The organism is Paenibacillus sp. FSL M7-0656 (assembly GCF_038003225.1).
Classification (GTDB): Bacteria; Bacillota; Bacilli; order Paenibacillales; family Paenibacillaceae; genus Paenibacillus; species Paenibacillus amylolyticus.
The window spans coordinates 5,810,461-5,825,732 of sequence record NZ_JBBOOT010000001.1 but is presented as its reverse complement, the minus strand read 5'-3'; the positions used below and the strand labels follow the sequence as shown (position 1 = coordinate 5,825,732).

10 protein-coding genes and 1 pseudogene are annotated in these 15,272 nt (G+C 46.5%); 4 read left to right on the top strand and 7 right to left on the bottom strand.

Features of this window, described 5'->3' with window-relative positions; genetic code table 11:
* Window positions 1-5: 5 nt before the first annotated feature.
* Window positions 6-971: a sugar kinase gene (locus MHI01_RS25695; protein WP_339284000.1), complete on the bottom strand. Its 966-nt coding sequence runs from the start codon at window positions 969-971 to the stop codon at window positions 6-8.
* A 222-nt stretch (window positions 972-1,193) separates the two neighbouring features.
* Here MHI01_RS25695 and MHI01_RS25690 point away from each other — a divergent pair, with 222 nt between their 5' ends.
* The 3 genes and pseudogenes from MHI01_RS25690 (at window position 1,194) to ilvD (ending at window position 4,603) form a co-directional block, all read left to right on the top strand.
* A complete protein-coding gene (locus tag MHI01_RS25690; protein WP_340984383.1) occupies window positions 1,194-2,234 on the top strand; it encodes an acyltransferase family protein in 1,041 nt (346 codons plus the stop codon).
* Between the two features lie 123 nt (window positions 2,235-2,357).
* A pseudogene (locus tag MHI01_RS25685) lies at window positions 2,358-2,600 on the top strand (KGG domain-containing protein); the annotation flags it as partial.
* A 317-nt stretch (window positions 2,601-2,917) separates the two neighbouring features.
* Entirely contained in the window at window positions 2,918-4,603 is a 1,686-nt protein-coding gene (gene ilvD, locus MHI01_RS25680) for a dihydroxy-acid dehydratase (protein ID WP_036616973.1), read from the top strand.
* An 85-nt stretch (window positions 4,604-4,688) separates the two neighbouring features.
* On the opposite strand, the gene MHI01_RS25675 is transcribed toward ilvD, so the two are convergent.
* Window positions 4,689-6,092: a polysaccharide deacetylase family protein gene (locus MHI01_RS25675; protein WP_340984382.1), complete on the bottom strand. Its 1,404-nt coding sequence runs from the start codon at window positions 6,090-6,092 to the stop codon at window positions 4,689-4,691.
* A 174-nt stretch (window positions 6,093-6,266) separates the two neighbouring features.
* Between MHI01_RS25675 and MHI01_RS25670 the strand changes: the two genes are divergently transcribed.
* Window positions 6,267-7,463 (top strand): AI-2E family transporter, encoded by a 1,197-nt coding sequence (locus MHI01_RS25670; protein WP_340984381.1) that lies wholly within the window; start codon window positions 6,267-6,269, stop codon window positions 7,461-7,463.
* Here the strand turns inward: MHI01_RS25670 and MHI01_RS25665 are convergent.
* The 5 genes from MHI01_RS25665 to mltG all read right to left on the bottom strand — a co-directional run bounded on the left by MHI01_RS25665 (window position 7,442) and on the right by mltG (window position 15,229).
* A complete protein-coding gene (locus tag MHI01_RS25665; protein ID WP_340984380.1) occupies window positions 7,442-9,253 on the bottom strand; it encodes a peptidoglycan D,D-transpeptidase FtsI family protein in 1,812 nt (603 codons plus the stop codon). The two genes, MHI01_RS25670 and MHI01_RS25665, sit on opposite strands and share 22 nt — an antisense overlap.
* Before the next feature lie 122 nt (window positions 9,254-9,375).
* Entirely contained in the window at window positions 9,376-11,664 is a 2,289-nt protein-coding gene (locus MHI01_RS25660; RefSeq protein ID WP_340984379.1) for a methyl-accepting chemotaxis protein, read from the bottom strand.
* A gap of 234 nt (window positions 11,665-11,898) precedes the next feature.
* Window positions 11,899-13,227, bottom strand: a complete 1,329-nt coding sequence (locus MHI01_RS25655; RefSeq protein ID WP_100529071.1) for a peptidase U32 family protein — start codon at window positions 13,225-13,227, stop codon at window positions 11,899-11,901.
* A gap of 17 nt (window positions 13,228-13,244) precedes the next feature.
* A complete protein-coding gene (locus MHI01_RS25650) occupies window positions 13,245-14,174 on the bottom strand; it encodes a peptidase U32 family protein (RefSeq protein WP_340984378.1) in 930 nt (309 codons plus the stop codon).
* A 14-nt stretch (window positions 14,175-14,188) separates the two neighbouring features.
* Window positions 14,189-15,229, bottom strand: a complete 1,041-nt coding sequence (gene mltG / locus MHI01_RS25645; protein ID WP_235193974.1) for an endolytic transglycosylase MltG — start codon at window positions 15,227-15,229, stop codon at window positions 14,189-14,191.
* Window positions 15,230-15,272: the final 43 nt, after the last annotated feature.

Sequence of the window (15,272 nt, the reverse complement as noted above, 5' to 3'; positions counted from 1 at the left end):
AGCGACTAACGCTCAACATGGGCAACGTTGTTCAGCTTGGCCTCGACCTGCCCCCACGTCGGGAGCGCCTCCCAATCGCCAACAGCCTGTATAACCATGGAACCGGTCAAATTGCCGAGACGGGTTGCTTCCTGCGGGGAGTATCCTTTTAATAAACCCGATAAAAATCCCGCACAGAATCCGTCTCCTGCTCCTACCGTATCCAGAACATTATCCGCCTTAAAGTACGGAACTTCAGTTAGGGTACCATTCGCCAATACGTAGGTCAAATCAGGGCCACCCTTCACGATGCACACAGCATTCATGGCAGATAAACGCTCAAGTACTTTTTGATCATTTTCTTCGTTATATAGAAGTTTCATCTCGTCCAGACCCGGTAAAAAGTAGTCCGCCAGTTCAGCTAAACGCAGTATAACCGGACGGGCCTCATCCGCAGACCATAGTTTGAGACGCAAATTTGGATCAAAGCTTACTTTCACACCTGCCTGTTTGGCAATATGTATGGCAGCCTCTACCGTAGCAAGTCCGGACGGGCTTATCGCTGCCGTTATACCCGTAACGTGCAATATCTTCGCCCCGGCAATATAATCAGGATCCAGATCATCAGGTGTGATCGCACTTGCAGCAGATAGCTTCCTATAATAATGCACCGAGGCTTTCCCGGAAGCGTTCTCACGAATCATCAAACCAGTTGGCTCGTGATCACTCAACCTTACCCGGGATACATCTACGCCTTCACCGCGAATGGCTTTCAGAATCATACTGCCCATCGGATCATTGCCCAAGCGTCCAAACCAACCACTGGTATGCCCCAGGCGGGATACGCCAATAGCCAGATTGCTCTCAGCACCCCCGAAAGACTTGTCCAGTGTGGCTGCATATTCCAGCCCTCTTGTATCCTTGGCAGTCAGCAAACCCATACTCTCCCCAAACGTAATAATTTCCGGGCTTGGATAGGGACTCGTTGACATGATTTCTTCCCTCCTTATAGTTACATTCCCTCATCTTCTTTTTCTATTGTCATCCTCTATGCAACCGTTGTCAATCCCGTTGCGTTCATTTTGTTGTCACAGCTTTGATAAAAGATAACGCTTACTAATGTGAATTAAATCACAATAGATAATGAACATCCATATTACCCTTATTACAGATGCAAATGACCTTGCAAACAGGGTCTATAAGGGGGCTACACCATGAAAAATCAGACACTGATCCGGGATGATCAGGAATCTTTCTTTTACAATCTGCGCTTTATGCTTATCGTCTGTGTCCTTGCTGGTAATGCACTTGAACCACTCATCACACGTTTTGCAGGAGCGGAAGCTCTGTTCCTGTGGATATATACGTTTCACATGCCACTCTTTGTATGGGTAACCGGGTATTTTGCGATACACTCACTCCAGGGTGCATCTGGACGAAACGTCCTGAAGCAGATTGCACTACAGTATGTACTGTTTCAGTCCTTATACGCATTGATGGACTTTACCGTATTCCACACACCCCATATGCGGCTATCCTTCTTTGCACCTTACTTGCTGTTATGGTTTCTCGCGAGTCATTTCTGTTGGCGACTGTTGCTTCGTCTGACGATTTCCTGGAAACCGATATATCGGCTGATTGGATCGATTGCGCTCGGTGTAATTGCTGGCTATTTGCCCATCGACGGGTTCTGGCTCAGCTTCAGCCGTACGTTTGTATTTTTGCCGTTTTTTGTCATCGGTTATGACTATGGAGCAACCATCCGTTCACATTTATTATCCGGTTGGGGGCGAAAAACCGCAGCCATCCTCTCTGCTGCACTGTTGGTATGGATCGGGTATGGTGGTTTGAACATTTCATCCGGATGGTTACTCGGCAGCATGACGTACGCCGAACTGGGTCACCACGAATGGTATGCCGGCATCTTCCGGGTGGGTGTCTACTTGCTGGAAATCGCATCGGCAGCACTGTTCTTGGCTTGGGTACCTTCCTTGACTTCCAGACTGACGGACCTTGGACGACGCACACTCTATGTGTTCCTGCTGCATGGGTTTCTCGTTCGTCTCGCGATCTGGTCCGGAGTCTACAGTTATATGGGAAGCTCGGCGTATATTCCAGTCATACTGGTCATTGCCGTACTCTTTGCAGTCACACTGGCTCTGCCGGCTGTACGTCACACGTTCAAACCCGTAATTGAACCGGATATATCCCGCTTTTCTTTCAATCGACATGAGGTGTTTAAACGGTCGGCCTAATGCTCTGACGGACCTCTTCACCATCAATTCTATCCTAGTATGTTGTTTCAGGCTGGAAATAAGGTGGTAAATTAGGGATACGCGCTACAAAAAACAACTTATCGTTGTAAGGAGTGATTTGTAATGGCACGTCAATCGACGTCAGAACACAAGATGAGCCGTGAGGAAGCTGGCAGATTAGGTGGCAAAGCGACTTCCAAGAACCATGATCGAAGCTTCTACCAGATGATTGGAAAAAAGGGTGGCGAAGCGACTTCAGATGCCCATGACACTGACTTTTACAAGCAGATTGGTCGCAAGGGCGGCGAAGCAACCTCCGAAACTCATAATAAGGAATTCTATCGTGAGATTGGACGCAAAGGCGGAAGCAACTAATGAATTCCGCTTGCCACATCGAAACATGATCATAGCTCTCCCGTAAATCAAGAAGTCTAATTCCATGAAAATGGTTTGAGGCTTCTTTCTATTGATTGTAGAAATATGACGACGGTTGTGATAGACTCAATAGAAAAACCGGGTGTTCACGGGTTTAAAGCAGCAAAGAATTTCACAAACTACGGGGAGCTCGACACCGGCATGCCGGTCCTTTTTTTTAGAGTACGGATGAAATTAAACGACAGATGCACTGCCATTTACTTTTCCATTCATGTTGCTCAATATTATATATTTGGGGGGAATACACCATGTCAGCCAAGAAGATGCGTTCCGATATGATCAAAAAAGGTTTTGACCGTGCACCACACCGGAGTTTGCTCCGCGCAGCGGGCGTTAAAGAAGAGGACTTCGGCAAGCCGTTTATTGCCGTATGTAACTCATACATCGATATCGTGCCCGGCCACGTCCACCTTCAGGAATTCGGTAAAATTGTAAAGGATGCTATTCGTGAAGCCGGTGGCGTTCCATTCGAATTCAACACCATCGGAGTAGATGATGGTATTGCCATGGGACACATTGGTATGCGTTACTCGCTACCAAGCCGTGACATTATCGCGGATTCCGTGGAAACCGTTGTATCTGCACACTGGTTCGACGGCATGGTATGTATCCCGAACTGTGACAAAATTACACCAGGCATGATGATGGGTGCGCTTCGCGTAAACATCCCTACCCTGTTCGTAAGTGGTGGACCAATGAAAGCTGGTCGTGACAGCAATGGTAAAGCTCTTTCCCTGACTTCCGTATTTGAAGGTGTAGGTGCTTACCAAGCAGGTAAAATCGATGATAAGAGCTTGCTTGAACTTGAACAGTTCGGCTGTCCAACATGTGGATCATGTTCCGGTATGTTTACGGCAAACTCCATGAACTGTCTGGCAGAAGCGATGGGACTGGCTATGCCAGGTAACGGAACCATCCTTGCCGTTGCTCCTGAGCGTCGTGAGTTTGTTAAACAATCCGCTACCCAATTGATGGAACTCATCAAAATGGACTTGAAACCACGTGATATCGTAACTGTAGAAGCGATCGATAATGCGTTTGCACTGGATATGGCGATGGGTGGATCTACGAATACAGTACTGCACACGCTGGCACTGGCTCATGAAGCAGGTATCGAGTATCCAATCGAACGTATTAATGAAGTAGCGAACCGCGTTCCGCATCTGGCGAAACTTGCACCTGCTTCCGATCTTCACATCGAAGACGTTCACAATGCAGGCGGCGTAAGCGCAGTGCTGAACGAATTACTCAAGAAACCAGGCGCAATTCATGGAGACTGCATTACGGTAACAGGTAAAACGATCCGTGAGAACGTTGAAGGAAAAGAAATTCAGGATACAAATGTCATTCATCACCTGGATAACCCGCATTCCGAAAAAGGCGGCCTGGCTGTATTGTTTGGTAACCTTGCACCACAAGGCGCAATCATCAAAGTTGGTGCAGTTGATGCTTCGGTTGGCGGATACCACAAAGGTCCTGCCATCTGCTTTGACTCACAGGAGCAAGCGCTCGAAGGTATTGCTAACGGCAAAGTAAAAGAAGGACATGTTGTTGTTATCCGTTATGAAGGACCAAAAGGCGGACCAGGTATGCCTGAGATGCTGGCTCCTACTTCCCAGATCGTAGGTATGGGATTGGGTGCCAAAGTTGGTCTGATCACCGATGGACGCTTCTCTGGCGCATCCCGCGGAATCAGTATCGGACATATCTCTCCGGAAGCAGCTGAGGGTGGTCCAATCGCCTTTGTTGAAGAAGGAGACATCATCGAGCTGGATCTGAACAACCGTATCATCGAATTGCACATCAGTGACGAAGAGTTTGAACGTCGTCGCGCAGGTTGGAAAGGCTTTGAACCGAAAGTAAAAACCGGTTACCTGGCTCGTTATTCCAAACTGGTTACCAATGCAAGCAACGGTGGCGTACTGAGTATCTAATTCACTAATAAATAAAGGGTTGCTCTTCTGCCAAATCTGGCGAAGGGCAACCCTTTTCTTTTGCTGGTTGGTGTAATCAGTCCGTTTAGTTCCGCTCTGGCAGTATCTCTTGTTCAATTAACAACGATTCATCTCTGGATTCTTCTACCGTTGCTGCTACCTGCATCGTATGTTGACCGTAACGTTCCAACAGTAAATCCAGCGGCATGGCAATAATCTTGGGTACCAGTTGTTCTGTTCGCTGTTTCAGACGTTTGGTTCCTGCCGGGTGGATTACACTTAACAGCAGCTTCAAGTATACTTTGGATGCAGCACTGAATGGTCCAGGAGGCAAGTCTTGTATGGTAAATCCGAATTTTTCTGGGCCTCTGTTAATCATGCTCACACCGTATATCGCCTTGGCAGAGCGTAACTCAGGTTCGAGTGCCACCATCCGTGCCAGATCCGGCAATTGCTGTTCCATGGTCCGAATCATGCGAATAGCCAAATGCATACTGGAACGTGATGTCACTCCAAGTTCAAACAACTTCTGATTGTCAAAATGTAGTTCTATTACCGGATCTCCATTTTGAATGACATGGCCATCATTCATCTCCACCCGTGCTCCGTGATATACACGTGATCTGAAGTGCAGCATTGGGTCCTCTGGCGAAGCCGTCCGTAGATGATATACCCAGTGGAACAACTTCTCCCAGCCCAGCCATAGGGCAACAACGATTCGTTTCCATAGCTTCAGTGGTGTCTGTAATTGCGTTTTGTTCTGAGATTCGCTCACTATGATACCTCCCATCAATGTATCAACGCGTACGCTTTGCAGGCCTAGCCGTTCAGCTTCCTGTAATACGACTTCCAGCGCCTGAAGCATCTGCTCCGGCGCGTGTGCATCAGCACCAAGGGTCGTTCCTCGATCATGCAGCAGCATGACCTCTCCGCCTCTCAGTTCCTTCAGCATCCGTTCAGTCAATCTCTGGGCACCTACTCGGCTTCTCCAATCTTCAAACATGGAAGACCACAGTACAATCTTTCGTTCTTTCTTGCTGAAAAAATCAAACAAATTCATAATCCCCCACGGTGGACGATAATAACAAGTCTTCACGCCGGTTACTTCATGAATAATCTGACCTGTTCGCTGAATCTGATCTCGAACGGTACGTGGCCGCATGAGCCAGTTCGTCTTGTGAATATAATTATGAATGCCAATAAGATGACCTTCCTCATGTATGCGCTGTATGAGTTCAGGATGACTCGCTGCATGTTCTCCAACGACAAAAAATGTGGCTTTTGCTTGATGCTGACGAAGCAGATCGAGCAGTCTTGGCGTATAATGTGGATCTGGCCCATCGTCAAACGTTAATGCAAATTGTGTATCACTTCTTCCCCGTCGAAATACACGAAAACCAAAAAGCCTGCTGATCAAACTTGGAATAAAGGCGTAAAAAGATGAAAGATACAATAACCACAGTAAAATACTATGAAGTATCGTTGTCATGTTGCGAGCTCCCCACTTCTCCTGCTGAATTACGGTGCACTATGGCACTATCTAAAATAAACTGCCTTTAATTTTATCATAGCTCAGACTTTTCTTGAATCCTGTTTTCCCAAAAAGATAGCTATCGTGTACAATAAATACAATCTAATTATTGCCATCAAAGGAGCCATGTCCATGCTACCGCTTTACAAAAAATACGGGCGAACTGTCTTTGACATCGCATTGCTCGTATTAACCGTGTATGTGATCATGTACAGTTTCAGTCAATTATACCATGTGGCTGCACCGGTCTTTCTATCATTCATTGTGTATTGGATGATTGAACCGCTGGCCAAATTTTTACATCGCAAAGGATTGCCCAAGACACTTGGAGCCGCCATCTCCGTCTTGTTGTTTCTTGCATTGATTGTCGCTGCCTTTTTTGGGGTAGGCTTGATTATCATTTCACAAATTTCCAATCTTCAAGATAATTTTCCCGTATACATTGAAATGATACAACGTGAATTCACCAATCTGGTGTTATTCATTCAGGACAAGTCAGACGCTCTCCCTGATGGAGTTATGGAAAAAGCGAATGATTATTTTGCAACACTGACCGGGTTCCTGTCCAAATGGGTAACTAGCGGAGCGCAATTCGTCGTAGGTTTCCTCAGTTCATTCTCTTCGTTTATTACGAACTTCGGAATTGCGATTATTCTGGCATTTTTCCTCAGTATCGAGATTGAATCCTGGCGCAAGTTCGCCCGTGCGAAAACGCCCAAAACATTAAAGTTAGCTATTGAATTCATGCGTAATCACGTGTTCAAGACAATCCGCTCGTATCTGAAGGCACAGATGATCATGATGCTCATTACGTTTGTATTGATTTATGCAGGTTTGTTGATTTTGGGAACCTCTAACGCCTTTACCATTGCAGCAGTCTGTGCGGTTTTTGATCTGGTACCCTTGCTTGGCGTTCCTGTTGTATTTATTCCATGGATCGTCTACTTATTCATTATTGGTAATAGTAGCCTGGCGATTGGCCTGATTGTGATTCTGGCAGTAACGATGCTGACACGGCAGTTGCTGGAACCAAAAATATCGGGTAACTCGATTGGTGTATCCTCGGCGTACTTGATGCTTTCGTTTATGCTGATCTCCCTTTCGATCTTTGGCCTGGCTGGTGTAGTGTTATCTCCAGTGCTTCTGATCCTTCTGAAAGAACTGTTACAACAAGGATACCTGCAAAAGTGGATTCACCTGCCAAAAGATGAATTTGAATCCTCTCCATTGGTCATGGACCCACCCGTTAGTAAGTCTTCAGCGAATTCTGCCGAGTCTACTGTACAACGTCCCATTCCTGCGAAGGATCATGAGGACTCCGCCAAATAGTCCATCACCTTCCTAAAGAGAGCCGTCGCCTGATGTTGGCTGTCAGGAGAGACATTTTGGACAAGAACAGCTACAGCATATTGGGGTTGTTCTACCGGTCCATAACCAATGAACCATTGATTGTTGCGCTTCTCTCCATGTTTCTGTACCTGAGCTGTACCTGACTTCCCTGCAACATGCCACCGCGCACGCTGCAGGGATTTTCCTGTTCCCTCACGAACTACCTTATTCATCCAGGATAACAGTTTATGCGCTGTTGCGGGAGCAATCTGTCCTGATGCTGAAGGTGAATCATGCAAGGGCATTTCCAGCATGGTGCCACCATCCGCATATCGGATGCGCTTAACGAGACGTGGGGCACTAACCTTTCCATCATGTAACAGTGTAACGATCAGATTGGCAGCTTGCAGCGGTGTGACCAAGACATCTCGCTGACCAATTGCTGTCTGTATTTTTGCACCTTCATCAGCAGACGAAACAGCCTCTGTTCTCACACGCCCGTGATCCTCATGATCAAAGTGTCGTAACACAGGCATTCCTGCCATCTGCTTCCCTTCCCAGCCAATCGGACGCGCGAGTCCCAGACGATCAGCCGTGTTCTCCAGTTGTTCCATACTCAGCCTGCGCGCCGTTTCTGCGAATACGATGTTGCAAGACTCAGCGAATCCTTGCTCCAGATTCAAGTCTCCATGACCATGCTCCTTCCAGCAAGACAACCCATATCTTCCGTACTCACCACCACAATGGAATTCTTCTCCGTTAGAAACCGCATGATACTCCAAAGCAGCAGCCGCAGTGACAATTTTGAAAATGGAACCCGGTACGGCTCCCTGTACTGCACGATTCCCCCAGGCCGATTCTTTAGGGTCCACATGTTGTGGCTGATAGAAAGGACGGGAGATCATGGCGCGAACATCTGCGTTAGCGGCATCTAACACAACAATGGCCCCTTCTTGTAATCCAGATTCTTGCGTCAACTCCTCCAACCCACGCTGTAACTCAGCATCCACAGTGGTTTCCACACGTAAAGGATAATGGCTATTGGCTGGTGCAATGACGTGCGGCTGAATACCAGGGATAATCTCCCCACCACCCGAGACCATGCGTGATACAAGCGTAGGGCCAATTCCCCTTAACAGCGGTTCAAGTGTCCTTTCCAGTCCAGCTGCCCCTGATTTCATGGCAAATGGCTGTTTTATTTCATCCTGATGCCCTGTTAGAACTTTGGAGGACTCAGGATGTTCAGCCAGATAACCCATCCACTGCATTCCTGTATGCCCCTGAAGGTACCTTGTCATCATCGGATAGATGCCAGCTCCTTGCAGGTGCAAACTGCGTAGACGCTCCACCTGAGCAACGTTCAAATGAACAGGCTGATGTGTACCTGCTGTCCAGAAATGAGGTATACTTTCCTGATTCCATTCCTTCTTCAATTGATCCGGATCGGTATGTAATATAGCTGCCAACTGTACCATCTCGGAGCCTTCTAATGCCCCATCCTTGCGTAATGTCTGTAATGGACTTGCCTGTGGAAAAAGAACCAGTCCCCATTGCAGCTTACCGGTCAATGCCTCACCCTTGTAATCTGTAAATTGCCCCCGCCCCGGGTCAAGCATCACCCCGCGTTCACGCTGCAATACAGACATTTCACGTACCGTTCGGTGAAATCCAGGCATCGTCTGATTCACCTGAACGATCTGAACCCATCCCAATCGTAATATAAGCAATCCAAAGACAAGAGTTAGAAGAATACAAGTTATATAGATTCGCCGTTTCGCAAGGAGATGCATCCCAATCTCACCTTTTGTCGTTTTGACATATTATTGCTGATATGACTTGGAATTATCCGGTAAACAAAAAGAAAACCTGTCCCATGTGCGGGACAGGTTCTCCTCATTTCAACCTTGGCTTGTTACACCGTAAAGCGTGACAAGGTTTCTTTCAGTTCAGTGGACACATTCTCCAGTTTGCCAGACAGATTGACCAGCTGGTTACTGATATTTTGCTGTTCACTGCTCAAGGAAGCTACTTCTTGGGACGTTGCAGAAGATTCTTCAGCTACAGCGCTGACATTGCTCATGGCTTCAGACAACGTACCTTGAGATTTGTTCAAATCTCCAATAGAACCTGTCACCATGCCCAGACGTTCCACAAATGCACCCATCTGTTCCTGTACGGAAGCAAAGATGACGTTGGTATCTTTAACCGCATCCATCTGTTCCTTGAATAACGGATAAGCTGCCGACAAAGCATCAACGGTCTCATTCATTTCAGTCATGATTTTGTCTGTAATCTCTCCAACCATCTCAATGGATTGTCTGGATTGAGCCGCGAGCTGACGAACCTCATCAGCCACCACCATGAATCCGCGTCCGGCTGCACCGGCACGTGCTGCTTCAATGGTTGCATTCAGGGAAAGGATATTTGTCTGTTTCGTTATGTTTTGCAGCACTTCAAGCACTTTCAGAACAGAAGACGTACTCTCTTTCAGCGAATCAACCTTATTCACCAGTGCACCAATCATTTCTTCTGTCTTCTGGGTTTTGGTCATCAACTGATTCAGATGTTGTGTTCCTGTCTGACTGGACTTCTCTACATGACGAGCAGAATCACCCATCTGTTCATTAGCAGCGATTACACTCTGCATCTGACGAGAGATATTGTCAGTTAATTCATTGCCACGTTCCGCTTCGGTTGCCAAACTGCCTGCACCGCCTGCGATCTCTTCTGTAGCTACGGCAATCTCCGAAGCAGACACAGCCGTTTTCTTGGATGCACTGCTCAGCTCAGAGGCCGTATCCAATACTTCCTGCGCAGAACGATTGGTTTGTTCAACCAGCTTAGTGATCTGCTCCATCATCAGATTGAAGGCAGTCGAGAGCTGACCAATTTCATCCTGAGAGCTATATGGTGTACGAACTTTAAGATTACCCTTCGCGCCTTCCTGCATCAGGTCTTTCAATTTGCCAAGTGGACGAGCGATCATACGCACCATCCAGATCCCAATCAATACTGCAATCCCCGCATCAATCAGCGCCATCCACAGGGTCAGAGTCAAAATGCCTTTTGCGTCCTGAACCAAAACAGAGGTAGGTATCATACCAACCAGTTTCCACTTGGATGTATCCATCGTACTGTATACAGCCAGCATTTCCGTAGATTTGCCATCTACCGTATACTCCGTATTCGTACTACCTGCTGGTTCGGTCAACTCTTTGACAAATGCAAGCTCTGTATCTTGTCCTGTACGATCCGAGATGGAAGATGCAACCACTTTATTATCCGGAGCAATTAGTTGAAGAATAGCTCCTGGCCCCAGATCAAGCGATTTCAATTGTTCCTCCAAAACTTCCAGTTTCAGTTCAATAACCAGAACATACGACTGAGTAGTCCCCTGCAAGTTTTTCATGGAACGTGCAATTTTAAACGTTGGCGTTGAGCCACCTTCTTTGACCTCTGTTGGAAGCCAGCGATAACCGCCCGCTTCAATTAACTCACTGTACCATGCTTCCTGGCGAATGCTGCCCATGGATGAACTGTTGCTGCCGGTACCCATAATGGACTTTGTATCGTCCGTAGGTACCAAATAAATCGCTTCCATAGATTTATTTGTAAATGCAACATTGGACAGTTGCTTGTTGATTGAACTTGAGTTCACGAATGTATCATACGCAGTCAAATTCGTATCTGACATTTTTTGTAGCAAGGACTGCATTTCCGGATCAAAGAAAATCTGTGTGGATGTATCGACAAACCTCTCCAAAATGATGTCCATTTTTTGTTTGGTCTGATCAATGGTCTCCTGATTGGCACGCGAGGCATTTTTCTCTATCGTACCTTTGGCCTTCGAATAGGATAATAGACCTAAACTCACTACAAAAATCATAATCCCCGCAAAAAAGATCAAGAACAGTTTAACCCCTACGGATTTAACCGGATTTGCCTTCTTAATCTGTTGGAAAGAGGAACCTCCAATGTTTTTCCAATCCCGGTTTTTAAATTGTTTCTTCACCCAATCATTCTTGATCCAGCCCAGGTTGAGCTTGCTGCGGTCAATCTTAAACATTTTTTTGCCACTACCTGTTGTTTTGCTTTTGACTACTTTTTCTTTCTTCACTTTCTGAACCTTCTCAGGATTAACCTGCTCGGCTTTTGTCACTTGCTCCCCACTGTCTTCCTGCTTCTTTTGAACCAATCCCATTCACCTGCCAGTAATTTACTTGTTAGATTTTTCTTTCTCTCCCCTATAAATATGTAGTATTCGACAGCTTTCTTCGTTCCCCTTTCACTTCCCAGAAATATTTTACAACTTTATTCCTATTTTTCTATAAAAAAAAGACCCCCATCTGCCGATAAACGGAGGTCCCCATGTAAATTTCATAACACTATTTTGTTAAATCATAATACAATATTGACACATTGTAGGTATTTGAGCCTACTTCTTTTTTCTCATCATATCGAAGTACGAAACCGGTTGATCTACCTTCATTTTAATCAGTTGCAGCGGGTGACGAGCAGCATCTAGAACATTGCCTTCTTCATCCTGTATTTCACCGACGACCTGTTTGAAAAAGTGACCTCCCGGGCCGAAAAATTCAATTTCCTGTCCTGGTTTGAAGTGATTGCGCTGTTGAATGGTTGCCATTCCTGTTTCAGCATCATACCCCATGACCAATCCAGCGAAGTCAAAAGGTACAGCCTTTTCTTCCGGTTCATAGATATGATCTTCATGGTCTGGTGTATCATAGAAAAATCCGGTATTCAGCGGGCGATTGGCCGCTTTGTTCATTTCTTCAACCCATTCAGGTTTCAGAACATAATTTTCCGGGTCTGCCATATAGGCGTCAATGGCTTGACGGTATACGTTAACCACGGTTGCCACGTAGTGAATCGATTTCATACGTCCTTCGATCTTGAAACTGTCCACACCCACATCAATCAACTCGGGAATATGGCCAATCATGCACAGATCCTTAGATCCCATGGAGAATGAATTATCCTGTTCCTCGAACAGGGGAAGCTGGTTCTCACCCAGTTTGAATGGTGCAGGTGCCTTCATCTGCATGTCCTCTTCGCTGACCCACACCGTATCTTCTCTCGCATCCTCAAACAGATCATACTTCCAGCGACAAGATTGGCAACAGCCGCCCCGGTTGGAGTCCCGATCCGTAAAGTGATTGGAGAGCACACAACGTCCGGAATACGAGGAACACATCGCCCCGTGAATAAAGGCTTCAATTTCGATATCCACATTGGCCTTGATCTCTTCAATCTCTTCAAAGCTGGTCTCACGTCCGAGAACAACACGTGGAAGTCCTTCATCTTTCCAGAACTTCACGGCTTGCCAGTTGAGTGTGGATTGTTGAGTACTTAGATGTACCTCAAGGCCTGGCACAGCACGAAGGGCTACTTCAATAATAGCCGGATCAGCTACGATGATCGCAGAGATTCCCGCATTATAGAGGTTTTGCAGGTACGTTTCGATACCCTCAACATCCTCATTATGTGCATAGATGTTTGTCGCTACGAACACCTTGGCTCCATACTTTTTGGCAAACTCCACACCTTCACGCATCTCTTCAAAGCTGAAGTTATCCGCATTGGAGCGCAGTCCATAGGCTTGTCCACCGATATATACGGCATCTGCACCGTAATGGATCGCAAATTTCAGTTTTTCCAGATTACCCGCCGGAGCTAGCAGCTCCGGTTTGTCCAGACGGTTACGTTTACCCGAAAACTTCCGCTGTACCGCCACTGTTTCCATTCTGTTCACCTCGTCTATTAATACACTTGTTCTTTATAGAAAAATCCAAACGACAATTCACGTTCAGGGTCCTGTAACTTCCGCACCTCAGCGAGCCACTCTTCAGAGAACGCATATCCATCAGCATCGGCTATATAACTGTCAATCGCTGTCCGATATGCACGTACAACAGCTTCATTGTAGGTGAGCGACTTTAACATACCTTCAATTTTGAAACTGTGCACACCCGCCTCCATCAACAGATGAAGATCTTCGAGGATACATATATCCTCTGAGCTCATAATGTGTGTACCGTTAATATCCTCGTAGATCGGGAATTTCTCATCCCGACGTTCAGCCTCGATCAGGAACAATCCCCGCTCTTTCCCCAGATGTCCCTCAACCGGCCGCCCTTGATGAGCCATGTAACTTTGTACCAGACTGCGCTTGGAATGATAAATATTCGTCATGCCATGCACCTGAACCTGAGCTTCCACCTTCAAAAAAGGAACCATTTCCGTCAACTCGTCCATATTCAGCTCTCGGGCAAGTACAACGCGACTCGCTCCCTTGGTTCCCCAATAGTTGGCCGTCGCATAGTTCGTTGAAGTCATCTCCGCATTCCAGTGCAGCTTCACATGTGGAGCGTATTCCTTCATGGTAGCCAGCACGGATGGATCATTAAACTCCACACCATCAATACCGATTCTGCCAAGTGCTTGAACATATTCAGGCAATTCTTTCAACAGTTCGTTGGACATCAGATTAGTCATGGATACATACACACGCGCCTGATGTTTGGCTGCAATGGCAACCACCTCTGCTGTCTCTTCCACGCTAAAGCTGCCTGGAAGACGCATGCCGAATCGATCATCTCCAATGACCAGAGCATCTGCTCCAGCCTGGAGAAGCACTTCTGCCTCTTTCACATTCGCTGCTGTAACGAGCAGTTCATGTTTCTTACTCATATAATCCCCTCCGCTTATTGCGCAGCCTTACTTTTGGCTATATTTTGCTGGTGTTCCTTATACGTTTTGGCAAATAGATGTCCAGACGAGCCATCCTTTTTTGTCACATAGAACAGATACTCCGAAGCTTCCGGATTTAGCGCTGCCTCAATGGACGGAAGACTTGGACTGGCAATTGGACCTGGTGGCAAGCCTTTGTTCAGATACGTATTATAGGGACTTTTCACCTTTAGATCCTTGAAAAACAATCGTTCCTTCGGTCTGTCGAGCAGATATTGCACGGTAGCATCAATCTCCAGCTTCATATCCTGATTGATCCGATTGTAGATTACACCTGCAACCAGAGCACGTTCCTCGTCCACTACAACTTCTTTCTCCACGAGTGACGCGATCGTCAGCAGTTCATGCAGGGAAAGGTTCTTTTCCTGGAGCTTGGCTTCCAAATCAGGAATGGAATTAATCTTGGTCTGGAATTCTTCCAGCATCCGTTGCATCACATCATGCGTGGAACTTCCCTTTTTCAGCTCATACGTCTCCGGGAATAGATACCCTTCCAATACGTAGCGAAGTTCTTCATCCACTGGAATATCTTTGATGATATCTACATCAAAGGCCGAAGGATCATTGGCCAGCTTGATGAATTCATCCCGATCTACGACATGCTCATAAGAAAGCTTACCCGCCATTTGCAGAACGTTATAACCCTCCGGAATCGTAAATTTCACCATTTCTTCCGGTACAACTTCGCCACTACTCAGCTTGCTAACAATCTCATCATATGTCACGCCAGGATTCATTGAATATGTACCCGCCATGAAATTAGAACCTAGTTTCTTCCACTTTAAATACCCTTTGAAGGTTAACCCACTTCGAATGAGGCCTTCTTCTTGAAGCTGATCCGCGATTTTCGAAGTTCCCGATCCGCTCTTAATCTCGAATACGACCGGTTCTGTAGAAGCTTCCACAGGACGCATCATACTCCATACGTAACCGCCTGCGCCTCCGGCAAGAACTACAATGATAAGCAGTATGACTACAATTGCTTTCCCTTTCAAAAAAGAAACAACTCCTTTACACAACCAAAAAGAGCGGACTTCT